This is a genomic window from Cellulomonas avistercoris (assembly GCF_014836445.1).
Taxonomy (GTDB): Bacteria; Actinomycetota; Actinomycetes; order Actinomycetales; family Cellulomonadaceae; genus Cellulomonas; species Cellulomonas avistercoris.
Genome location: NZ_JACSQV010000002.1, coordinates 118,479 through 141,090, shown reverse-complemented (window position 1 = coordinate 141,090; position 22,612 = coordinate 118,479). Strand labels below are relative to the sequence as shown.

Here is a 22,612-nt window from a genome sequence, read left to right as displayed (position 1 = left end):
GTTCCCCCCTGTCACGGTGCGGCTCCCGCGGGCACCGGGGGCACGCGCACGTGCCCGGCGGCGGCGTGGATCCGGTCCCCGAGCGCGTCGAGCCGCGCGCGGGAGTCGAGCACGGCGTCGACGACGGCGTCCCGGCTCGCGACCGCGAGCCTGCCGACCGCGCCGTCGACGTCGGTGAGGTCGCCGGGCAGGCACGTGCCGGTGATGCCGGCGGCGGCGAGCGTGCGCGCGACCTTGTCGGGCGCGTCGCCCGGGGCTCCCGCCACCGTGAGCCCCACGGGCACGGCGCCCTCGGTGGCCGCGACGACGGCGACGTGCAGCCGGTCGCTGAGCACGTGGCTGCAGCTGCGGTACACCTCGCGCAGCCGGTCCTCCTGCGCGGCGTGGTCGTCACCGTCCCACCCGACGTGCTCGGCGCCGAGGTCGCGGGCGATCCGGTCGCCCAGCGGGGCGTCGCGCCCCACCTGGGTGACGACGACGGGCGTCAGGCCCAGGCCGCCCGCGAGGGCTCGCACACGGCCGGCCCACGCGGCGTCCGGGGGCTCGCGGCGCACGGACCCGGTGCCCTGCCGCACCGAGACGGCGAGCAGCGGCCGGTCGGTGCCCGCGCGCAGCGTGCCGGCGTCCGGCCCGAGCGCGAAGCCCCAGTCCGGCGCGACGCCGCCGACGCCCATGAGGTCGCGGCTGTACGCGTCGCGCCAGGAGACGACGTCGCACAGCCGGAGCACTGCGGCGATCGGGACGCGCCACCGGTAGGACGCACGCACGCCCGTGCCGACCTGCACGGCCGCGCCGCCGCGCGCGCGGTTGACGGCCAGCAGGGGCGCGAGCCGCGTGTACCGGCGCGCGTACGGGCGGCGCACCTCGGTCTCACCGCTGTCGAAGCCGTAGAACGACCCGGCGAGCAGGCCGTCGCGGACGCTCCGGCGCCAGGACGCGGGCACGCGGTGGACGACGTCGTCGGGTCGCAGCCGCAGTCCGGCGACGTAGCCGTCCGGCTTGTCGCCGACGAACACGTGGAGGCGTCCCAGGGGTCGCACGACGTCCAGGTACGCGCGGCGCAGCACGGTGTCACCGATGTTGTCGTGCTGGCCGACGGCCGAGACGAAGACCTCCATGGGCGCGGTCCTTCCGGTCGGGGCGGTCACGGGGGCGGTCACCGGGGCGGTCACCGGGCGGCCAGCGCGAGCAGCACGCGGTGGGCGGGCAGGGAGCAGCGCGCGGTGAGCGCGAGCGCGAGCCGGCGCGTGTCGCGCCGTGCGGCGAGCGCGCGCAGCTGCGGCAGGCCGATCTCGTGGCGCAGCGTGTGCAGGCGCGCGACGTCGGGCTCGTCGGTCGCGCCGACGAGGTCCTTGACGGCCGACAGGGTGATGAACCGGCAGCGGAAGTACTCGTAGTCGGGGTCGCCGGGGCCGATGCCGTGCGCGGCGGCCGTGCGCGCCACGGCGTCCCCGACGACGCGCAGCGACTCGCCGCGGCTGCGCCGCGTCGTGATGATCGACCCCTCGCGCAGGCGGTAGTCGTACACGTGCGCGTCGATGCTCACGGCGCGGCGGGCGCGGCCCAGCGCCGCTGCCGCGAGCGCGAGGTCGGAGTGCGCGCGTGCCGCGACGAAGTCCTCGGGTCGCAGCAGGTCGCGGCGCAGCAGCTTGTTCCACAGGTGGCCCGACGCCTCGCCGCGCAGCAGCGCCCGCAGCACGTCGGTCCCGCTGCGGGTGCCGGGGGCGGGGGACGGCACGGGTCGTGTGGTGGCGTCGGGGTAGACGAAGCGCGCGCGTGCCAGGACCACGTCGGCGTCGTCGGCGCGCGCGGCGGCGAGCATGCGCGCGGCGGCGTCGGGCGCCACGTGGTCGTCCGAGTCGACGAACCACACGTGCTCGCCGCGGGCCTGCGCGACCGCCACCCGGCGCGCGTGCGAGACACCGGCGTTCTGCTCGAGCGCCACGACCCGCACGCGCGGGTCCCGCGCGGCGACGTCCCGGCAGACGTCCACGGTCGCGTCGCGCGAGCCGTCGTCGACCACGACGACCTCGAGGTCGTCGACGGTCTGGGCCAGCACGGCGCGCAGCGTGCCCGCGACCCACCCGGCGGCCTCGTACGTCGGCATCACGATCGACAGGGCGGTCATCCGGCGGCTCCCGGTGGGGCGAGGCGGGTGTCGAGGAACTCCAGGACGCGCGGCCAGACCGTCTCGTCGAGGAGGTGGGCGCCGTGCGCGTCGCCCTCGACGGTCACGAGCTCGTGGGCCACGCCGGCGGCTGCCAGCGACTGGCTCATGCGCTCGGCGTGCGGCAGCGGGATGGACTCGGCGGTGCCGTTGACCAGCAGCGCCGGGCTCGACGCGGCCGTGACGGTCAGCGCGGGTGAGGCCGGCTCGCCGACGGGGCACGCGTCGACCTCGGGGCAGCCGAGGTAGGCGAGCGCCGCGTCGACCTCCGCGGGGGCGGTCGTGCCGAGGCCCAGGCCGTCGGCCGTGAGGAGCGTCGCGGCGGACAGCGCGACGACGCCCTTGACGCCGGTCTCGGCGGCGGGCCGCGTGCCGAGGGTGAGGGCGAGGGTCGCGCCGGCCGACGTGCCGAGGACACCGACGCGCTCGGGGTCCACGCCGTAGGCGGCCTGCTGCGCGGGGTCGCGCAGCCACGCGACGGCGGCGGCGACGTCGTCGACGGGCGCGGGGTACGTGTGCTCGGGTGCGAGGCGGTAGGAGACGGCGAACGCGGCGACGCCGTGGTCCTGCAGGCGCCGTGCGACGCCGACCATGCCCGCGCTGTCCTTGGAGCCGCCGACGAACGCGCCGCCGTGCACGAGCACGACCGCGGGCACGGTCCCCTCGCCGCGGCGCGGCAGGTAGGCGTCGAGGGTCAGCGGGACGTCGTCGGGGGCCGCGTACGTGAGGTCGCGCTCGATCGACGCGGGCCGCTCGTGCGCGCCGACGGCCAGGACCGGGTCCGGCGGTCCCGCGCACGCGGCGACGGCGGCGGCGACGGCCAGCGCCGCGGCGACGGCTCGCCACGCTCCGCGGGCGGTCGGGGCGGGTGTCATCGGTCCTCCGTCTGCAGCTCGGGTGCCGGTGCGCCCGCGGTGGCCGGCGCGCGCGGGGCGTCGGCGGGGACGTCGGCCCGCGCGGCGGGGACGTGCGCCGGCGCGGCGGCGACGTCGACGCGTGCGGTGCGGCGGGGCCGCAGCAGGGTCGTGGGCAGCTGCAGCAGCCGCCAGCGGTTGGGCAGGAGCCGCGCGACCAGCAGCGACGCGAGCAGCGAGAGCACCGTCACGAGCGCGACCAGCGGCATCCCGCGCGCGGGCGTGCCGTGCAGCGCGGGCACCTGCCGGACCGCGATGGTCAGCAGCGCGACGGGGTACAGGTGGACGAGGTACAGGGGCAGGCTGCGCCGCCCCAGGTCCCGCAGCGGACGCGTCCACGGGCGCTCGCCGACGAGGTGCGCGGCGCCGAGGGCGGCCGCGAGCACCGCCGCCTGGCCGAGCAGGGCGGCTCCGGGCACGCGCCGCGTGAGCGGCACCGCGACGAGCGCCGCGAGCACGAGCAGCACGACGCCGACCGCGAGCGCCACGCGGCGCCACGTCATGGCGGCGACCGCCCGCACCACCCAGGGCCCGGCGTGCACGCCGACGACGTACGGCGCGAGGAACGCGAGCGCGCGGTCCCACGCGAACACCCCGGTGACGACCAGCCCTGACGTCACGGCGCCGCTGACCAGGACCGCCCCGACGACCGACGGGACCGGGTGGCGGCGCAGCAGCCACGTCAGGACGGTGACGGCCGCGAGCGCCCAGAGGAACCAGTAGATGCTGTCGGGCGCGACGAGCACGAGCAGCAGCCGCGAGGCGTCGCGGCCCGACCAGGGCGGACCGTCGGACCGCACCATCGGCAGCGCGGTGAAGAACGCGAACCGCACGAGCGACCACACGACGAGCAGGTACAGCAGCGGCAGCACGCGCCGCTGCCAGACCTGCGCCCAGCGCGTCGTGACGAGCCGGCGCTGCATGACGCCCGCGAGCAGGAAGAACGCGGGCATGGGGTAGAGCTCGAGCGCGAGCCGCGCGCGGCCGAGCGGTGCGACACCCACGTCCGCCGTCTCGAGGAACAGCAGCGCGTGGTACGCCACGACCATGACGATCGCGACGCCCTTGGCGAGGTCCACCCAGCCGTGACGGCGGGCGGCGGTGCCCTCAGCCACGTGCCTGCTCCGCCTGCCAGGCCCGGAACCAGCGCGTGAAGTACAGCGGCACCTCGTTGCCGACGAACGGCGGCGTGGTGTGCCCCAGGTCGTGGGTGCGGACCGTCACGTCGGCCCCCTGCTGGCGTGCGCGCTCGTAGAACGGGATGGCGTGGACCTGCGGTGGTGTCACGAGGTCGAGCCCGGTGGTGTGGACGATGCGGATGCGGTCGCCCGCCCAGGCGGACGCGGGGTGCCGGGCCGGGTTGGTGCGGTCGACGGCCGCCGTGGAGTACCCGTACGCGGGGCCGATCTCGGCACGGCCGCCCAGGTCGTACGACCGCCGCACGTCCCAGATGCCGTTGACGAAGTACAGGCCCACGACGTCGGGCAGCAGGCCCGCGCCGAGCACCTCGGCGGCGAGCGCACCGCCGCCGGACGTCGCGCGCAGGAAGTTGGCCCCCACGTCCGCCAGGGACGACACGTACCGCCACCCGGCGGCCTGCGCGGACATCGCGTAGGGCCCGGCGTACCCGTTGCCGCCGGCGTCCTGGCAGATGCACGCCAGCCCGCGGTCCATGAGCTGGCGCGACTCGTACCCGAATCCGTCGAGCAGCGCCCCGTGGTCGGACCCGGCGCCGTGGTAGAACCACGCGAGCCCGACGGGCTCGTCGAGCCGCAGGCCCTGCGGGATCATCAGCCACGCGCGGTCGCCCGAGACGTCGACCTGGACGGCGTCGTAGCGCGTGCCCGCGGCGGTGCGCTGGTCGGCGCGGCGGCTGATCTCGCCGGGCAGGCGCGGCAGGCTAGCGGCGCGCGCCACGGGGGCGCCGAGCAGCCCGGCGGCGCCGAGCCCGGCGACGGCGGCGCCGGCGAGGAAGGCCCGCCGGCCGGGGTGCGGCGCACGGTGGGTCGTGTCGGTCATCGGGGCTCCTCGTCGGGCGTGCGCACGGGGTGGTGCGGCGGGCGTGCGGCGGGTGCGGTGCGGGGGGTGAGGGCCGGGGCAGGCCGGTGGCCGTGGTCCGCGACCGGTGCGGGAGGGGTGGCCGGTGCTGCGGCAGGGGCGCCGCGTCCCCGGAGCTGGTGGCGCAGGCCGGCGACCGTCCGCAGGTCGCGCCGGTAGGCCGGCACAGCCAGGGCGGCGAGCGCGAGCGCCGCGACGAGCGCGAGCGCACCGGTCGCCAGGGCGAGCCACGTCTCGCCGGGCGGCAGCCAGCGCGTGGCCGCCGCGCTCGCGACCAGCGCCCAGCCGTAGACGAGGACCGTGCGGGCGCCGTTGCTCCAGATCCGGCCCACGGGGGCGTCGGAGACGCGGTGCAGCCACCACAGGTTCGCGGGCCACTGCAGCACGACGGCCGCGGCGTACGCCCACGCGACGCCGTACAGCCCCCAGTGCGCGCCGCCGACGATCATGGCGATCTGCACGGGGCGGGTCACGAGCGACAGGCGCAGGTGCTCGCGCGTCAGGCCCTGCGACAGGTACACCCAGTAGCAGGCGTAGCCGGCCATGGTGAAGAACCCGGCGATCGACAGGACCTGGAAGAGCCCGGCCGTCTCGAGCCAGCGTGGGCCCAGGGCGACGAGCACGACGGCCGGGGCCTGCGCGGCGGCGAACGCGAGCATTGCGCTGACGAGGTTGAGCATCGCCGTCTGGGCGGTCAGCAGGTAGTGGCGGTAGCGCGGCGGGTCGTCGACGAGGCGCGCGAGCACGGGCAGCGCGACCCGCGTGACCGGCGCGTTGATCTGGTAGAGCGGCAGGACCAGCAGCTGGAACGCACGGTTGTACAGGCCGAGGGGCCCGGCACCCAGGCTCGAGCCGATGACGACGGAGTCGACGTTGTTGCTCGCGTGCGCCAGCACCTGGCTGCCGACGAGGTTCGCGCCGAACGACACGAACGGCCGGACCGGCTCGTCGCGGGCCCAGCGCCCGGGCAGCCACCGGCACACCACGACCAGCACGACGAGCTGCGCGGCGAGCTGCACGACCTGCTGCGCGACCAGGGCCCAGTACCCGGCGCCGCCCGCGGCGAGCGCGACGGCCGCGGCGAGCCCCACGGCCTGCCCGCCGAGCTCGAGGCCTGTCAGGGCCCCGAACCGCAGGCGGCGCTGCAGGTCGGCCTTGTACTGCGTCATGACCCCGTTGAGCACGAAGGTGACCGACAGCAGGGCGGTGACGCCCCGCAGGCGCGGCTCGTCGTAGAACGCCGCGAGCAGCGGCGCGACCGCCAGCACGAGCAGCGCGAGGACGACGCCGGTGCCGGTGCTCAGCCAGAACAGGTTGCTGCGCTGGCCGCGGCTCAGCGTGCGGGCCTGCACGGCGGCGCTCCCGAGGCCGAAGTCGCGCAGGATGTCGGCGACGCCCGTGACGGCCATGACCATCGCGAGCAGGCCGTAGTCCTGCGGCGAGAGCAGGCGCGCGAGGACGACGACGCCGGTCAGCAGGAGCGCGATCCGCGCCCCCTGCCCCACGAGCGTGACGGCCGCCCCGCGCGACGCGGACGTGCCGAGCCCGGCCGGGGCCGTCACGCACCCGCCCGGGCGCCGGGGCCGGGCCGGCGCCGGCCGCGGACGAGCGCGAGCGCGGTCCGGTACGCGTCCTCGTGCGCGGCGCCGACGGTCTGCCAGTCGCGTGCGCCCAGGTCGGGGCGGTCGGCCCGCGGCGTGGTGCGTGCGCGGTGCAGCCCGTCGGCGAGGACGGCCGCGTCGACGTCGCCCTCGTACTGCAGGACCCAGCCGTCGCCCACCTCGGCCGCGACGGCGGCGTTGGCGGGGGACGCGGGTACCAGGCAGGGCCGGTCGAGGGACAGCGCCGCGAGCAGCACGCCGGAGTTGGTCATCTGCCGGTAGGGCAGCACGACGAGCTCGGCGGAGGTGACGTGCTCGACGAACGTCGCGTCGGGGACGAAGCGCAGGTCCGTGCCGATGCGGGGGTCGCGTGCCGCCGCCGCCTCGATCGTGGGGGCCAGGTCGGGCGTCGGCCTGCCCGCCACGGTCAGGCGCAGGTCCGGGTCCGGCAGCGCGGCGAACGCGTCGAGCAGCTCCTCGACGCCCTTGTAGGGGCGCAGCAGCCCGATGGTCACGAGGTGGCCGGGCGTCGTCGCCGCCTGCGGGAGGGGCGCGAAGACGTCGCGGTAGTGGCCCAGCGGGATCCGCACGCTCGGGGCCCCGCCGGGCGCCGGGGTCGCGGGGGTCAGCAGGACGTAGAGGGTGGTCGCGGCGTCGACGGCCGCGAGCGCGCGGGCCTCGGGGCGGCTGACCGACTCGTGGGGGACCGTGTTGTGCAGGGTCCGGACCACGGGGACGCGGCGTGCCCGCGCGAGGGCCAGCACCACGCGCAGCGCGGCCCGGCGGCCGAGGCGCCGCACGGGACGCGGGTGGCGGACCAGCAGCTCGGGCCAGTGCACGTGCAGCACGTCGTACCCGCCGCGCAGGGCCGTGCGCCACGAGAACACCAGGGCGTCGACGTCGCCGCCCGCGCCGCCGAGCATCTGGTCGACGTAGCGCGTGGTGCCGTCGGGCGGCTGCAGCGAGTGCAGGACGCGGAGCCGGCGCGCGGCGGTGCGGGTCGCCGCGTCCGGGGTCGTCGCCGTCGTCGCGGCACCTGCGTCGGCCGTCGCCGTGCGTCCCTGCTCCATACCGTGCCCCCCGCCGGTGGAGTGACCGCGCCACGTCCCGCCGCGAGCCGCGGCGGACGGACCGCACGGTCGGCGAGGGGGACAGGCGCCATCGTCGATCCGGACGATCATAGGGGCGCATGACGGGAGAAATAACCCGGTCTGTGTGAATTGTTCGTTGCGGGCTCGGGTCGGCCGCGACGTCGCCGGATGCGTGCGGCGGCTGGTCAGCGGGTCTGCCGGCCGTGTCGTCTCAGGAGTGGACGACGCAGGTGGTGGCCGTGGGCCGTGCCTCGAGCCGGGCGTCGTCGATCGGCTCGCCGCCCACCGCGCACGTCCCGTACGTCCCGGCCGCGAGGCGCGCGAGGGCCGCGTCGACCTCGACCAGGCGCCTGCTCGCCGCGGCGCCGAGCGCGTCGAGCTGGGCGCGCTCGAACGCGATGGTGGCGCCCTCGGGGTCGTGCTCGTCGTCGACGTTGGCGTCGCGTGCGGCGTCGACGACGTCCTGGCGCGCGTCGCCGAGCCCGCTCAGCCGGCCGAGGGCGTCGGCGCGCAGCGCGAGCAGCAGCTCACGCGCCCGGTCGTCGTCCACGCCCCCGGTCTACCACCTGGCGGGGGAGCGGTCGGTCACGCGTCGACGGACGCGTCCGTGGTGCCGGCGCCCGTGACGCCCTGGGTCAGGACCGTCGGAGTGCCGTCGGTGCCCGTCGCCGGCCGGCCGAGGCCCGCGACGACGCGGGCGTGCTGCTCGCGCGCGTCCTGCCGGCACGTCCCGACGACCTCGGTGACCTCGGTGACCCGGTCCTGCAGTCGCTTCGCCTCACGGCCGACGAACGCGACGCCCCGCGTCGCACGCGCGGTGTCCTCGCGGCTGCGCCGCACGCGCCGGGTCACGAGCACGCCCGCGGTGACGGTCAGGGCCACGGCCAGCACGCCGAAGAGCCACCGCAGGTCCGAGCCGCCGACGGCGGTCGCGAGCCAGAGGACCGCGGCGGCGGTCGCGACGCCGGTCGTCGTGCGCGTCTCGCGCGGCGTGCGCGGGTGCTGCGGCGTGCGTGCCCTGACGAGCGCCTCGTCCAGGCCCTCGACGGGCCCGGTCGGGCGGGCCCGCAGCGTCACGCCCATGACGGGACCCTCGACGTGCTCCGGCGGCGCGACGTCCGACTCCGCGAGGAACGTGTCCGCGACCGTCAGGAGCCACGGCGCGCACGCGTCGCGGGCCGCGGCGCCCGTGGCGTCACGCCGCGTCAGGGCGTCCTCGCGCAGGAGCGTCAGCAGGTCGCCCGCGGGGGCGTCCCACCCGGGGCCGGGGGCGTCCTGGCCGGTGACGACGGCCTCGAGCTCGGCGATGCGCGTCATCAGCGCGCGCTCCTCCTCGGCACCCTCGTCGACGAGCGCGCGCAGCACGGCCACGAGCTCGTCGAGCGTCGGGTCGCCGGACCCGGTGGTGCCGTCGTCGGCGACGTCACCGAGGGCATCGCCCGGCGTGCCGTAGACGGGGACGGCGGGCGCGGCCACGGGGGCGTCGACGAGCGTGCGCAGCGTGGTCAGCGCCGCGGCGGCGTGCCGCACCTGCGGCACCTGCGGCGCGCTCGCCTCGGCGGTGCGGGACACTGCGCCGCCACCCCCGGCGGACAGCCGCACCTCGGACGTCCACACGGCCACGGCCTCGTCGACGGTCGCGGCAGGCAGCGCGCCGACGGCGGCCCGCAGCCGCTCCAGGAGCGCCGCCCGGGCGTCGTCGCCCAGCCGGGCCTGGGCGGCGGCCACCCAGACGGCCCGCTGCGCACGCGTCACCGGGCGGTCGGGGTCCAGGGTGCCGAGCGCGTCGGACGCCCACCGGGCCACGAGGTCGGTGCGCCCGCACGCCGCGCCCGCGACGGTGAGGAAGGTGGCGGTGCGGCGCAGGTCGATCGTGGCGGCACGGTCCGCGGCGCCCTCGTCGTCCGGGCCCAGGGCGCCCAGGGCGTCGGCGAGCCAGTAGCCGGGGGCCAGCGGCGTGCCGCTCACGTCGAGCAGGGGGCCGCCGTCGCGCGGCGCGGTCCCCAGTGCGGCGAGCCGCGCGCGGGTGGCCTGCCGCACGAGCGCCGGGCCGGCGACGAGCGAGAGCTGGTCGCGCAGCGAGCTCAGCTCGACGAACGCGTCGAACGCCGCGGTCAGCCGCGCGAGGCGCGTCTCGATCGACCCCCGCAGCGACGCCAGGTCGCTGCGCAGGGCCGAGGCCGTGGCACTCTGCCGGCTGAGGGACGACCGCAGGTAGCCGAGGTCGTCGGTGAGCTCGCGGATCCGGCGCGACTGCGCACCGTCCGACTCCTGGATCCAGCCCCCGAACAGGTCGTTCGTCATCGCACGCTCCCACGGTAGGCCGCGAGGATAGTGGTTCGGGCGACGGTGGGGATGGGCCGAGCGGGTGGCGCCCGCGTGGCGCGGGTCCGCCCGGCGGGGCGCCTCGGGACCCGTGCGGGAGCGTGGTCCGCCGTGCTCCGGGGCCGTCCGTGGGGTGTGAGAGGGAATCGGCGTGCGCAGCCCGGTAGCCTGGTCACCGTCTGCGGGAGTGCTCGTGGACGTGCCCGGCGCTGAAGGAGCAGGAGTGCCCACCGGCAAGGTCAAGTGGTTCGACACCGAGCGTGGATTCGGCTTCATCGCCAGCGACGACGGCGGTGAGGTGTTCCTGCACGCCTCCGCGCTGCCCGTGGGGGTCAGCGACCCCAAGCCCGGCACCAAGGTCGAGTTCGGCGTGGCGGACGGTCGGCGTGGACCGCAGGCCCTGTCCGTCACCGTCCTGGACCCGGTGCCGTCGGTCGTCAAGGCCCGGCGCCCCCCGGCGGAGGAGATGGCCGTGGTCGTCGAGGACCTCATCAAGGTGCTCGACAAGATCGGCAACGACCTGCGCCGCGGTCGCTACCCGGAGGGGCAGCGCTCCGCCCAGTACGCGACCCTGCTGCGCGGCGTCGCCGACAAGCTGGAGGCGTGAGCGTGGCTGCCGTCAAGGACGCCGTGCTCGAGCGTGCCGTCGACCTCGCGCGCGAGGTCGCGCTCGAGATCGCCGAGGAGCCCGAGTACGTCGGCGAGTACCTGGGCGCGGTGCGCGAGGCGGAGCGGCTCGTGTCGCACCGGTTCGCGTGCACGGCCCGCGGCTACCGCGGCTGGGCGTGGACCGTCACCGTGGCGCGCGTGCCGCGCGGGCGCACCGCGACGGTGTGCGAGGCCGAGCTGCTGCCGGGCGAGGACGCGATCCTCGCCCGCACCTGGGTGCCCTGGTCCGAGCGGCTGCGTCCGGGTGACATCGGCCCCGGCGACGTGCTGCCGTTCCGTCCGGACGACCCGCGCCTCGAGCCGGGCTACACCCCGACCGGCGACCCCGAGGTCGACGAGGTCGCGATCGACGAGCTCGCGCTCGCGCGCGTCCGCGTGCTGTCCCCGCAGGGTCGTGACGAGGCCGCCGAGCGCTGGTACCGCGGGTCGCGCGGCCCGGCGACGCCCGGTGCGGTCGCGTCGGCCGCCGCGTGCTGGTCGTGCGGGTTCCTCGTGCCGCTGCAGGGCGCGCTGGGCCAGCTCTTCGCGGTGTGCGCCAACGAGTGGTCGCCCGACGACGGCAAGGTCGTGAGCCTCGACCACGGCTGCGGCGCGCACTCCGAGACGGACGTCGAGCCGGTCCCCAGCGAGTGGCCCGCGCCCGACCCGCTGTTCGACGAGATGGCCATCGACGTCGTCGAGCGCGCGCCGTCGACCGCGACGGCGGCGAGCGAGCCGGTGCCCGCCGAGGCCGCAGCGAGCGAGCCGGCAGCGACCGAGCCCGAGCCGGTGCCCGCCGAGCCCGAGCCCGCGCCCGCCGAGCCCGCGCCCGTCGCGACGGACCCCGCGCCGACGGACCCCGTGCCCGGCGAGCCCGCACCCTCCCCGACCGACCCGGCCGACGCGCTCCCCACCGAGGTCACGGACGCCGACGCGCGCCCGTCCGACGGGGCGTGACCACCGACGTCTTCGGCACGGCCGCGCTGCGCGCGGCGGTGCTGGAGGCGTGGCGGGCGTCGCCCGCGCGGCTGCGCGAGGACGCCAACACCGAGGAGGACCACGCCCGCGGGTACTACCGCGACCGGGTGCTGGTCGAGCTCGCGCAGAACGCCGCCGACGCGGCGACGCGCGCGGGCGTCGGGGGGCGGCTGCTGCTGCGCCTGGGGACGGCGGACGACGGCACCGCCGTGCTGGTCGCCGCCAACACCGGCGCCCCCCTGGACGAGGCCGGCGTGGCGTCGCTCGCGTCCCTGCGGGCGTCGGCCAAGCGCGACGCCGGGACGGGGACGGTCGGCAGGTTCGGCGTCGGGTTCGCGGCCGTGCGGGCCGTCTCGGACGAGGTCACGGTCGCCTCGACGACGGGCGCGGTGCGGTTCTCCCTGGCCGACACGCTCACGGTCCTCGAGGAGACCGCCGCGCAGGAGGCCGCGCAGGGTCGCGCGACGCTCGCGGACGAGGTGCGCCGGCGCGACGGCTCGCTGCCGGCGCTGCGCCTGCCGTGGCCGGCGGAGGGGCGCCCGCCGTCGGGGTACGACACGGCCGTCGTCCTGGTGCTGCGTGACGAGGTCGTGCGTGACGAGGTGCGCTCGCTGCTGGAGGCCGTCGACGACGTGCTGCTGCTGGCGCTGCCGGGCCTCGTGGAGGTGCTGGTGGACGTCGAGGGGGACGCCCCGCGGCGCCTCGCGGACGTCCACGACCGGTGGGACGTCCTGACGGCCGAGGGCGAGGTGCCCCTGGCGCTCGTCGCGGACCGCCCGGTCGAGCAGCGCTCCGCACGGTCGTGGCGCGTGACGTGGGCGCTGCCGCGGGGTGGTGAGGCGCTGCCGCGCGGTGATGAGGCGCTGCCGCGCGGTGATGAGGCGCCGCCGCGCGTGGTGCACGCGCCCACGCCCACCGACGAGCCGTGCTCGCTGCCCGCGCTGCTGGTCGCGACGCTGCCGCTGGACCCGTCGCGCCGGCACGTGGCCCCGGGTCCGCTGACGGACGAGGTGCTGGCGCGCGCGGCCGTCGCGTACGCCGAGCTCGTGGGGCGGGTCGCGGCGGCCGGGCAGGACGCGACGGCGCTGGTCCCGACGGGCCTCGCGGCGGGCGAGGTCGACGCGGTGCTGCGCGAGCGCGTCCTCGAGGCCCTCGTCCGCACGCCCATGCTCGTCCCGGCGTCACCGCAGGACGGCCTGGTCCCGCCGCTGCGCGCGACCACGGTCCGGGACCTGACGGACGGCCCGGCCGCTGCCGCGCTCGGCGCGGTGGTCTCGGGCCTGGTGCGCGTGCCGCCGTCGGGTGCGGCGGCCGTGCGGGCGCTCGGCGTCGAGGAGCGCACGCTCGCCGAGGTCGTCGACGAGCTGCCGACCGGTGGCGACGTCGACTGGCCGGCGCTGTACGACGCGCTGGACGCCGCGGCGCAGGACGCGACCGCGCGTGAGGGGCTCGCGTCCCTGCCGGTGCCGCTCGTGGACGGGCGGGTCGTGCGGGGGCCGCGGGGCGTCGTGCTGCTGGACGACGACGTGACGGGCCTGGCGCCGCGCACGCTCGAGGCGCTGCGCGAGTGGGGCCTGCGGGTCGTGGACCCGGCGGCGGCGCGTCCGCTGCTGACACGGCTCGGGGCGCAGCGGGTGGACGCGGCCGCGCTGCTGGCCCACCCGGGGCTGCGGGCGGCGGTCCTGGGCCAGGCGGACGACGACGACCTGGAGCACGCCGACGACGTGACCGCGGCGGTGCTGGACGTGGTGCGCGCGGCGGGCACGGTGCCGCCCGACGCGACCGCCTGGCTGGGCCTGCTGACGCTCGACGCAGCGGACGGCGAGCCGGCCCCCGCGCACGGGCTCGTCCTGCCCGGCGGCCCGGCCGCGCGGCTGCTGGACGACCGGGTCCTCGCGCCCGTGGCCGCCGACGTGGTCGAGCGCTGGGGGCGCGACGTCCTCGCGGCCGTGGGCGTGCGGGACGACCTGGTGGTGACGACCGTGCCGGACGTCGTCGCGGGCGTGGTCCCCGACGACGAGGGCGACGACGGCGCGTCGCTCGCGGCCGCGTCGTTGGACGGCTGGGCGCAGTACGTGAACGACCTCGCGGACGTCCTGGGCGTCGGTGCGTACTGCGGGGACGTGCCCGCGGTCGCGGACCTGGACGCGGTCGACGACGGGCGCTGGCCCGAGCTGCTGGCGCACCTGGCGGGCACGCCCGCGCTGCGCGCGGCGCTCGTGACGCCGGTGCGCGGCGAGGGCACGACGGCCACGGGCCCGTCGTACACGGCGTGGTGGCTGCGCACGCGCGCGGACCTGCCGCTGCCGGAGGTGTTCGCGCTGCCGGGCGCGGCCGGGCTGCCGGCGGCGCTCGTGCCGCCCGTGCCGGACGTGCTCGCGGGCCTGGACGCCGAGGTGCTGCGCGCACTGGGCGGGGTCGGGTCGCTCGCGGAGGTGCCGGCGACGCGGTGGCCCGCGGTGCTGGAGCGCCTGGGTCCGGTCGGTACGTCGGTGCCGCTCGACGTGGCGGGCCAGGTGTGGCGGGCGTGGGCGGCCGGTGCCGGGCCGGACGAGCCGCCCGCGGTCGTGGTGGCGCTGACGGCCCCGGGCGTCGCGCACATGGTCGACGACGCGGTGGTCGCCGACGACCCCCGGTGGTGGCAGCGCGCGGGCGACGACGACGTGGCGGTCGTGCCCGTCCCGGTCGTGCCCGTCCCGGTCGTGCCCGTCCCGCCCGGGGCGCCGGACGACGACGACGCCGCGGGCCGGGTCGCGGAGCTCCTGGACCTGCCGCTCGCGTCGACGCAGGCCGACGAGGACGTCGCGGGCGAGGAGGAGCCGGAGGACGTGCCGGACGCGCTGGTGGCGCTGCTGCCGGACGTCCCGACGGTGTGGTGGCGGCACGACGAGCTGCGCGTGGGCGGTGCGCAGGTCGGCTGGTGGGTGGTCGGTGCGGGCGCCGACGCGCACGTCCACGCCGAGCACGTCGCCGGGCTGGCCGCGGGGCTGGCCTGGGCGGCGGGCCGGTGGGGTGCGCGCGGCGCGGTCGAGGCGCTGCTCACGGACCCGGACGACGGCGACGCGGCGCTGGGCCTCGTGCTGGGATGAATCGCCCAGGAGGGCATGAACTACCGATAAAGGTCACGCTCGGGTAACGTCCGCGTGTGCCCGTCGCCCGTCGCCGCGAGATCCGCCGCTGGCGGCAGCGTCGAGCCCACCGACGTCGCCGGGTGCGGCTGGTCGGGTCAGCGGGAGTCCTCGTCGTCGCGCTGGCGCTGATCCTGCTCGCCGCGCCCGGCGCGTACGCGCCCGGCGTCGAGGTCACGGCGGCGTCGGCGCCGGGCGACCTCGTCGACCGGCTGCAGGACGCGGCCTCGCGCCTCGCGGAGCGCAGCCCGGAGCCCGAGCCGACGACGCCGCTGCCGGCCACGAGCTCGGCGGTGCCCGAGACCGCACCCGAGGCCGCGCCCACGACGCCGGCGGACGCCGCGCCCGCCGACCCCGACCCCGCACCCGCCGCCGCCCCGGCGCCCCAGCCGCAGGCGGCACCGGCCCAGCCCGCCGCGGCACCGTCCGACGCGGGTGCGGCCATGTCCGCCGAGATCGTCGCGCTCACCAACGCCGAGCGTGCGGCGGCCGGGCTCCCCGAGCTCGCCGGCTCGGCGTGCGCGACGCAGCAGGCGGCGGCGCGGGCGGGCCTGCTGGTGGCCGAGGGGCGCTTCGAGCACGACCCGCTGGGCCCCGTCCTCGAGGCGTGCGCGGCGCGCACGGTGGGGGAGAACCTGTCGCTCGGCTACGCGTCGGCGCAGGCCGCGGTCACCGGGTGGATGAAGTCGCCTGGGCACCGCGAGAACATCCTGCGCACGTCGTTCTCGCAGATCGGCGTCGCGTGCGAGCAGGGCGGCCGCGGCTGGCTCTGCGCCCAGGTGTTCGTGGGCTGAGGCGGCCTCAGCCGCTGATGTCCTCCTGGCCCGGGCGGATCATCGCACCCGTGCCGTCGGCGGACAGGTGCCCGTTCCTGCGGGCCCACAGCACGCCGATGAGCCCCAGCACGGCACCTGCTGCGCACATGGACGGCCACCTGCCGGGGACCACGCCGGTCAGCCACAGCACGCCCGTGACCAGCAGCGCGACGGTCCACACGGCCGTGCCGACGCCCATGACCCGCGCAAGGTCCACGTCGATCGGCGGGGGCGGCGTGCGCTGCGGGTGCATCAGGGTGGACAGGACGGTGGGCACGGCCCCGATCGTAGTGCGCGGCGGCCGGTGTCCTCGGTGGGGCGACGTGCTGGGTGCGGCACCGCGCTCAGTGCAGCAGCGCGGACGCCAGCGTCTCGACGGCGGGCGCGAGCTCGTCGTACGACGCCCGGTAGACGGCGTCGGAGCCGCCGATGGGGTCGGCGACGTCGGTCGGCCCGGAGCCGGCGACGTGCCGCACGCCGGCGGCCAGGGCCGGCAGCGCGCGGACCCGGGCGCCGGGCGTGTCACCCGCGTCGTGCAGGGCCTGCGGGTCGACGTGCGCGACGAGCCGCGCGAGCTCGAGCAGCGTGAACGTGCGGCGCACCGCGCCCGGCACCAGCTCGACGATCTCGGAGCGGTGCGTGCGCGTCAGCGCGATGACGAGGTCGGCCTCACGGATCAGGTCCGCGGTGAGCTGCCGCGCGGCGAACCCGTCGGTCTCGGCGCCCGCGGCTGCGACCAGCGGGACCATCGGCGCCGACACCGCGTGCCCCACGACCGCACGCGTCCCGGCGGAGGAGACCTGCACGTCCGTCCCCGCGAGGCGGGCTGCGAGCAGCCGCTCGACGGCGGGGGAGCGGCAGATGTTGCCGGTGCAGACCGTGAGGATCCGTGCGGGGGGCTCGGTGGAGGTCATGGGGCCCGATGATGCCTGATGTCGAACGTCGGACCCGCACGCGCCAGGCGTTCGGGTGACCGCCGTTACGATCGCCTGCAGAACGACCGGTTGCCGAGCGACGGCCGCCGGGCGACGGAGGGGGAGGGACGCGCGTGGCTCATCCCGGTTGGGGACCGGAGTGGACGACGCAGCAGATCCCGATCGTGCCCGAATCGTCCGTCAAGCCGCGATCGTCCACGGGGCGGTCGTCGAAGCGGCGGCTGTTCGGCAAAGGTCCGGGCAAGGGCCGTGGCCGACGCCCCGCCCGCACGCCGTCACGTCGACGCAGGGGGCCCCAGCAGATGTCGACGGTCGAGATGGTGCGCGCCGCGCACCCGCACCGCCGTGCCGTGTGGCTGACGGTGATCGGGCTCGCGTTCGTGCTGGGCGGGTCGGTCGCATGGCTCGGGTGGTCGGCGATGGAGGCGCGGGACGCGCTGTTCGCGGCCCGCGCGGAGGTGGGCCAGCTGCAGGAGCAGGCACGGCTGGGGCGGATCGACGAGGCGCGGACGACGCTCGAGGACGTGCAGCGCCACGCGTCGCTCGCGCGTGAGCGGACGTCGGGGCCGCTGTGGGCGGTCGCGGGGGCGCTGCCCTGGGCGGGGCCGAACGTCCAGGCGGTGCGCGCCGTGGCGGGTGCCGTCGACGAGCTCGCGACGCATGCGCTGCCCCCGCTGGTCGAGGCGACAGCCCTGGTCGACCCCGCTGCCCTGCAGCCGGTGGGCGGTCGGATCGACGTGCAGCCGCTCGCCGACGTCGCGCCGCAGATCGCCGGCGCGGACACCGCCATCACTGCGTCGCTCCAGCGGATCGAGGACGTGGACACCACCGGGCTGATCGACGCCGTCGCCGACCCGGTCACCCAGCTGCGCGGGCAGCTCGCCGACGTCGCCGCCGACACCGCTACCGCGTCGCGAGCCGCGGCGCTGCTGCCGGCGATGCTGGGTGTCGACGGGCCACGCACCTACCTGGTCCTCGTGCAGAACAACGCCGAGCCGCGCGCGACCGGCGGCATCGCCGGGGCGGTGCTGCTGCTGCGGGCGACCGACGGGCACCTGGAGGTGCTGGAGCAGCGTCGCGGGGGTGAGCTCGCGGGGCTCCCGGAGCCGGTGGTGGCGCTGAGCGACGCAGAGAAGGACCTGTTCGGTCCGCTGCTGGGCACGGACATGCGCGACGTGAACTTCACACCCGACTTCCCGAGGTCGGGGCGCATCGCCAAGGGCGTGTGGGAGTCGCAGGTCGGCGGCGTCATCGACGGGGTCCTGTCGGTGGACCCCGGTGCGCTGGCGCTGGTGCTCGACGCGACAGGACCGGTGCCCCTGCCTGACGGCAGCCAGCTGACGGGCGACAACGTGGTGCCGATGCTGCTCAACCAGGTGTACCTGGAGCTGGAAGACCCGGCCGAGCAGGACGCGTTCTTCGCGCTGACGGCCGCAGCGGTGTTCGGTGCGGTCGCAGGTGGTCAGGGCGACGCGACGGGTGTCGTCGACGCGCTCGCCGAGGCGGCGCGGCGCGGCCGGCTCATGGTGTGGTCGGCTGACGAGGACGAGCAGGCGCGCCTGAGCGGCACCGTGCTCTCCGGTGAGCTCCAGGGGCGTCGTGGCAACGAGGCCGTGGTCGGGCTGTACCTGAACGACGGCACCCAGGCGAAGCTCGGCTACTACCTGCAGGCAGACGCGTCGGTCGAGGTGACCGAGTGCCTGCCCGACGGGAGCCAGCGCGTGCGTGTCGAGGCGACCTTCATCTACGAGCCACCGGCCGACGTGCTCGACCTGCCGCCCTACCTGCTGGGGTTGGACGGCATCGTGCCGCTGGGTGAATTCCGGACGAACGTCCTGCTCTACGTTCCCGCCAACGGCAAATTGGACGCCGTTCGGGTGAATACTGAGGCAGCGTCCTTGCACGCCCAGGTCCACGACGGCCTGTCGGTCGGCGCTCTGACCTGGGACTTTACCCCCGGAGCGACATACAGGCTCGAAGCGGACATCACGACCGGTCCCGGACAAGATGGGGCGGTCCTGCTCCGGACGTCGCCGTTGGCGGCAGGTTTCGATCATGTTGCCGCTGTTTCCAAGTGTGAAGGGGCGCGATAGCCTCGTCGTGCTGCTAGAAGGCCGTATGTCACACTGGCGGCACACCACGCAAGACTTTCTGGGGGAGATCATCCGTATGAAGATCAGCCGTACGGTCGCCACGGCCGCCATCGCAGGAGCGCTCGCGCTCGCTCCGACCGCCGCGTTCGCCTACGGCGCGTCGGACTACACGAACACCGGCACCGCGTCGGACACGACGCCGGCCGTCGGCCAGAGCTTCACCATCACGGTCCAGGGCCCGGGCAACACGCCCGTCGTGCTGACCATCACGAGCAACCCTGCGTCGATCCCGGACTCGGCGATCAGCATCGCGGGAACGCGCTCGGCCACGAAGACCACGAACGCCGCCGGCTCGGCCGTGTTCACGGTCACGCTCGCGCAGGCCGGCACCTACACCGCCGTCGTCACCGACGGTGTGTCGGGTGAGGTGCTGAGCACGCAGACGTTCACCGTGGCCGCTGCCACGGGTGGTACCGCCACGGCGAGCGGGAGCGGTCTGGCTGTCACCGGCTCGAGCACCCTGCCGATCGCGCTGGGCGCGGGCGCGCTGGTCCTCGTCGGTGCTGGCGGCGTCGCGTACGCCAGCAAGCGCCGGAAGAGCGCTGAGATCTGACAACACGGCACGGGAGGCTCCCGCAGCGTAGCGCTGCGGGAGCCTCCTCACGTTGGGGGCACACTGCCTGCACTCGCGGTTGGGTTTCGTCACCGCGCGGCTCGGGCGCGAAGGCGTAAGGAAATGGCGGGAGCTGGGATGGAACTGCGGGACTACTGGGCTCTCCTGCGGAGGTCGTGGCCAGCAATTGTGGTTGTTGCGGTCCTCGGCGGCCTCGGCGGACTTGGCGTGAGCGCCCTGACGACGCCGACATACGCCGCCTCGGCTCAGATTTACGTGTCGGTCGCTACAGGCGATTCGACGAGCGACCTGCTGCAAGGGTCGAGCTTTACTCGGCAGCAGGTCGTCTCCTACGCCAACCTCGTCGACAGCCCGCTGGTTTTGCGCCCGGTCATCGACGACCTTGCCCTCGATACGCGAGTCGACACTCTTGGCGAGAGCATTGTTGCTGAGTCCCCCCTCAACTCGTCGTTGATCAATATCACGGTCAGAAACGAATCGCCTGCGATTGCGGCAGCGATCGCAAATGCGGTCGCGAGCGAGTTCAGCACCGTTGTCTCGGAGCTTGACAGGCCGGAAGGCAGCGAGAGTTCGAGCGTCAAGATGACGACGGTGCGGGAGGCGGTCTCACCAGAGTCACCGGCTACCCCGCGCACCAAGATAAATGCTGCGCTCGGCGTGATTCTGGGGGCCGCTCTCGTGGTGGTCATTGGTGTGCTGCGGCAGGTGCTCAACACGAGGGTACGCAACGAATCTGATATCGCGAAGGTCACGGACATCGCCGTCGTCGGGGCTATTCCGCTGGACGAGGACGCTGTGAAGCGGCCACTCATCCTTCAGGCGGATCCTCGCAGCCCGCGGTCTGAGGCTTTTCGCAGATTGCGAACAAATGTGCAGTTCTTGGGTGCGGGAGGTGGGCCGGCGCTTTTTGCTGTCACGTCCTCCGTGCCCGGGGAGGGTAAGACGTCGACGATTGTCAACCTCGGTATTGCTCTCGCAGACGCAGGGCAGCGGGTCATGCTGATCGACTGTGACCTCCGGCGCCCGGCCGTGGCGAGGTACTTGGGTATCGAGGGCTCCGTCGGCCTGACCACGGTCCTGATCGGACAGGCCACAGCGCGTGAAGTCGTCCAGCCATGGGGCAATGGCCGACTGGATGTTCTTCCATCCGGCGAGATCCCACCGAACCCGAGCGAGCTGCTCGGCAGTCCACGAATGCAGGCGCTGCTGCGTGAACTGTCGTCTGCGTACGACGTGGTGCTACTTGACACCCCTCCGCTCCTGCCGGTCACCGATGCGGCAATCCTCTCGAGGCTCGTGGGAGGCGTGCTCATGGTTGCCCGAGCCGGACGAGTTCATCGAAATGAACTACAGCAGGCCCTGACGAGTTTGGCAGCGGTTGACGCTTCCGTGCGGGGTGTGGTGCTCAATGGTCAATCGATCAAGGACAGCGGCGCTTACGTCTACTACGGTTACCGAGCCTCGGACTCGGTCCCTATTAGGGCAGCAGCCACGCCTGGCGGCCAGGCCCCCCGTAAGGGAACCGGCGAGTGGCCGCGTGTGGGGCCACCGGGAGCAGATTCGGACGCTCTAGGTAGCTCAGGCGAGACAAATCCATTCTCGGACCGTGCGCCAGATCCAGTCGGCACCTTTGCCTCCCCGCACCACCTTCGACGAGGTTCGAGGGGAAAGTAGGATGCTCGCGATAGCAGCCTCTGAAGCCGCTCGTTCTGCAGTCACGCGGCTCGTCCCTAACTCTGCAGCCTCGCATAGTAGATCCGCGCGGATGCCGGGGAGTGTCAACGGTGACGTCGTCAACTGAGCGGGCAGGGCGGGCGGCGGAGGCCGACAGAAACAACCGGGCATCTGACTTCGACACGGTCAGGTTTCGAGTTCTGTTTGGGGCCCTCGGTGGATTACCCACGTTGGCGCCGGCCCTGCCGGCTTCGGCTGTGGTGGCGCTAATCTCGCTACCGTTGCGACGCATTGCCCGTCCGCCACGCCAACTCAGGTACCTTGTGCTGCTCGCGTTGATCGGAGTAGCTGCATTCGTTACGAGCGCGGTGTTGAACAGCACCGCTGTGTCGTCGAGTGGTGTCGGTAACTTCTTCGTCGTAGCATTGTTTCTGGCTTCTGGCTCGGTTGTGCTAAAAGGGCAGTCGGAAGCAGTGCAGTATGTCACATCGCTGGCGTGCGGAACAAGTGCATACTACATTTTGGCGTATGTTTTCGGTTTTGGTCCGGTTAACATCCAGTCGGGATTCGCCGAACTGTGGAAGTATGGACTGGCATATCCTATGGCGATTCTGGCCACCGCGTTGGCGTGCAGGAGTCGGCGAAGGCTCGTGCTGGCTCCAGCGGTCCTAGTTTTTCTAGGTTGTGTCGGGCTGATTCTCGACTACCGTTCGTTCGGTGTCGTTTGCTTAGTCAGCGCCGCGGGGACGTTGGCCAACTCCATGTCCCCGAAGGCTGCCGTCAGGCTCGTGGTGGTAGGCGCGCTTGCGGCTTGCCTCGCTATCGTTGTGCCGGCGATGATCGCGGCCGGCATCTTCGGTGATGCCGTGCGCGAGCGCACGTTAGCCCAGGGCAATATCAGCGGACCAATGCTGCTGGCAGGACGGACAGAGCCCCCGCTCTCGCTCGCGGCGATCAGTGAGAGGCCGGTCATCGGGTGGGGAGACGCTCAGCAGATCGGTAACAACACCGTGTCGCGCGGCGCGGCGCTTGCTTGGTCTCTTGGCATGCAGGATCCCAAAGCGTACCTTCCGTTCTGGATTAGGAATGGAGGTGCAATTTCCCTTCATTCTGTTCTTTTTGGATCGTGGGTGGAGGGCGGAGTGCTTGCGGCGGCTCTGCCGATAGCCCTTCTTTGCCTCTTCGCGACGGCGCTCGTGCGAGCGCGTGGTCGATGGGGCGCGGTTGTTATGCTCGTGGCGTCCTCGGGCATTTGGAACGTAATCTTCTCTCCGTGGTCTGGAAATCTGTCGGTACAATTGGCCGGCCATGCGATCGTCGCGGCTTATGCCTGCGCGCCTTCGAAGCCTCGCGTCCAGCAGCGCGGCGGCGTCGGTGACTTCTCTGTCGACGGGGTGGCCGGGGAACCAGGGGCATAAGGCGTCGGGTGAAAGGCAGTCGGTGCGGACATGTTGATCGACGTGACGTGTCCATTGCTACGCAAGGGGCGCCTAAGCGGCACCCGCGCCTGACGGCGACCGCCACGGGTCTTCAGTGGGCGGCCCGGTCTAC

The 22,612-nt window shown here is 74.8% G+C and carries 19 protein-coding genes; 8 read left to right on the top strand and 11 right to left on the bottom strand.

Going from position 1 to position 22,612, the window contains the following annotated elements:
* Positions 1-11: 11 nt before the first annotated feature.
* From H9657_RS02945 to H9657_RS02905, 9 genes are all read right to left on the bottom strand, one after another.
* Positions 12-1,118, bottom strand: a complete 1,107-nt coding sequence (locus tag H9657_RS02945) for a polysaccharide pyruvyl transferase family protein (protein ID WP_191780188.1) — start codon at positions 1,116-1,118, stop codon at positions 12-14.
* A 50-nt stretch (positions 1,119-1,168) separates the two neighbouring features.
* Positions 1,169-2,128 (bottom strand): glycosyltransferase family 2 protein, encoded by a 960-nt coding sequence (locus tag H9657_RS02940; RefSeq protein WP_191780186.1) that lies wholly within the window; start codon positions 2,126-2,128, stop codon positions 1,169-1,171.
* Positions 2,125-3,042: an alpha/beta hydrolase gene (locus H9657_RS02935; protein WP_191780184.1), complete on the bottom strand. Its 918-nt coding sequence runs from the start codon at positions 3,040-3,042 to the stop codon at positions 2,125-2,127. Before H9657_RS02935 ends, H9657_RS02940 begins: the two co-directional genes overlap by 4 nt.
* Positions 3,039-4,196: an acyltransferase family protein gene (locus tag H9657_RS02930; protein WP_191780182.1), complete on the bottom strand. Its 1,158-nt coding sequence runs from the start codon at positions 4,194-4,196 to the stop codon at positions 3,039-3,041. The genes H9657_RS02935 and H9657_RS02930 overlap by 4 nt, the downstream gene beginning before the upstream one ends.
* Positions 4,189-5,100, bottom strand: a complete 912-nt coding sequence (locus H9657_RS02925) for an alpha/beta hydrolase family protein (RefSeq protein WP_191780180.1) — start codon at positions 5,098-5,100, stop codon at positions 4,189-4,191. The genes H9657_RS02930 and H9657_RS02925 overlap by 8 nt, the downstream gene beginning before the upstream one ends.
* Positions 5,097-6,701, bottom strand: a complete 1,605-nt coding sequence (locus H9657_RS02920) for a lipopolysaccharide biosynthesis protein (protein ID WP_191780178.1) — start codon at positions 6,699-6,701, stop codon at positions 5,097-5,099. The genes H9657_RS02925 and H9657_RS02920 overlap by 4 nt, the downstream gene beginning before the upstream one ends.
* Positions 6,698-7,810 (bottom strand): glycosyltransferase, encoded by a 1,113-nt coding sequence (locus H9657_RS02915; protein WP_191780176.1) that lies wholly within the window; start codon positions 7,808-7,810, stop codon positions 6,698-6,700. The genes H9657_RS02920 and H9657_RS02915 overlap by 4 nt, the downstream gene beginning before the upstream one ends.
* A 232-nt stretch (positions 7,811-8,042) precedes the next feature.
* Entirely contained in the window at positions 8,043-8,381 is a 339-nt protein-coding gene (locus tag H9657_RS02910) for a TraR/DksA family transcriptional regulator (protein ID WP_191780174.1), read from the bottom strand.
* A gap of 35 nt (positions 8,382-8,416) precedes the next feature.
* Complete coding sequence (locus H9657_RS02905) at positions 8,417-10,135, bottom strand: hypothetical protein (RefSeq protein ID WP_191780172.1); 1,719 nt, start codon at positions 10,133-10,135, stop codon at positions 8,417-8,419.
* Positions 10,136-10,379: 244 nt separating this feature from the next.
* Here H9657_RS02905 and H9657_RS02900 point away from each other — a divergent pair, with 244 nt between their 5' ends.
* Genes H9657_RS02900 through H9657_RS19515 form a run of 4 tightly spaced genes read left to right on the top strand, consistent with a single transcriptional unit; the run spans position 10,380 to position 15,704 of the window.
* Positions 10,380-10,763, top strand: a complete 384-nt coding sequence (locus H9657_RS02900) for a cold-shock protein (protein WP_191780169.1) — start codon at positions 10,380-10,382, stop codon at positions 10,761-10,763.
* Positions 10,764-10,765: 2 nt separating this feature from the next.
* The gene (locus tag H9657_RS02895; RefSeq protein WP_191780724.1) at positions 10,766-11,761 is read left to right on the top strand and encodes a DUF3027 domain-containing protein; all 996 of its coding nucleotides are present in this window, start codon (positions 10,766-10,768) and stop codon (positions 11,759-11,761) included.
* Positions 11,758-14,871 carry a sacsin N-terminal ATP-binding-like domain-containing protein gene (locus tag H9657_RS02890; protein WP_191780167.1) on the top strand — a complete coding sequence of 1,038 codons (3,114 nt, stop codon included), beginning with the start codon at positions 11,758-11,760 and terminating at the stop codon, positions 14,869-14,871. The genes H9657_RS02895 and H9657_RS02890 overlap by 4 nt, the downstream gene beginning before the upstream one ends.
* 56 nt (positions 14,872-14,927) lie before the next feature.
* Entirely contained in the window at positions 14,928-15,704 is a 777-nt protein-coding gene (locus H9657_RS19515; RefSeq protein ID WP_191780166.1) for a CAP domain-containing protein, read from the top strand.
* A gap of 7 nt (positions 15,705-15,711) precedes the next feature.
* Here the strand turns inward: H9657_RS19515 and H9657_RS02880 are convergent, their stop codons facing one another.
* On the bottom strand, positions 15,712-16,002 hold the full coding sequence (locus H9657_RS02880; protein WP_191780164.1) for a DUF2530 domain-containing protein: 291 nt from the start codon (positions 16,000-16,002) through the stop codon (positions 15,712-15,714).
* Between the two features lie 67 nt (positions 16,003-16,069).
* Entirely contained in the window at positions 16,070-16,639 is a 570-nt protein-coding gene (locus tag H9657_RS02875) for an arsenate reductase/protein-tyrosine-phosphatase family protein (RefSeq protein ID WP_191780162.1), read from the bottom strand.
* A 323-nt stretch (positions 16,640-16,962) separates the two neighbouring features.
* Between H9657_RS02875 and H9657_RS02870 the strand changes: the two genes are divergently transcribed.
* The 4 genes from H9657_RS02870 to H9657_RS02855 all read left to right on the top strand — a co-directional run bounded on the left by H9657_RS02870 (position 16,963) and on the right by H9657_RS02855 (position 22,479).
* Positions 16,963-18,753 carry a DUF4012 domain-containing protein gene (locus tag H9657_RS02870; RefSeq protein WP_191780160.1) on the top strand — a complete coding sequence of 597 codons (1,791 nt, stop codon included), beginning with the start codon at positions 16,963-16,965 and terminating at the stop codon, positions 18,751-18,753.
* 76 nt (positions 18,754-18,829) lie between these two features.
* Positions 18,830-19,366: an immunoglobulin domain-containing protein gene (locus H9657_RS02865; RefSeq protein WP_191780722.1), complete on the top strand. Its 537-nt coding sequence runs from the start codon at positions 18,830-18,832 to the stop codon at positions 19,364-19,366.
* 123 nt (positions 19,367-19,489) lie between these two features.
* The gene (locus H9657_RS02860) at positions 19,490-21,061 is read left to right on the top strand and encodes a polysaccharide biosynthesis tyrosine autokinase (RefSeq protein WP_318241245.1); all 1,572 of its coding nucleotides are present in this window, start codon (positions 19,490-19,492) and stop codon (positions 21,059-21,061) included.
* Positions 21,062-21,384: 323 nt separating this feature from the next.
* Positions 21,385-22,479: a hypothetical protein gene (locus H9657_RS02855; protein ID WP_191780156.1), complete on the top strand. Its 1,095-nt coding sequence runs from the start codon at positions 21,385-21,387 to the stop codon at positions 22,477-22,479.
* Positions 22,480-22,612: the final 133 nt, after the last annotated feature.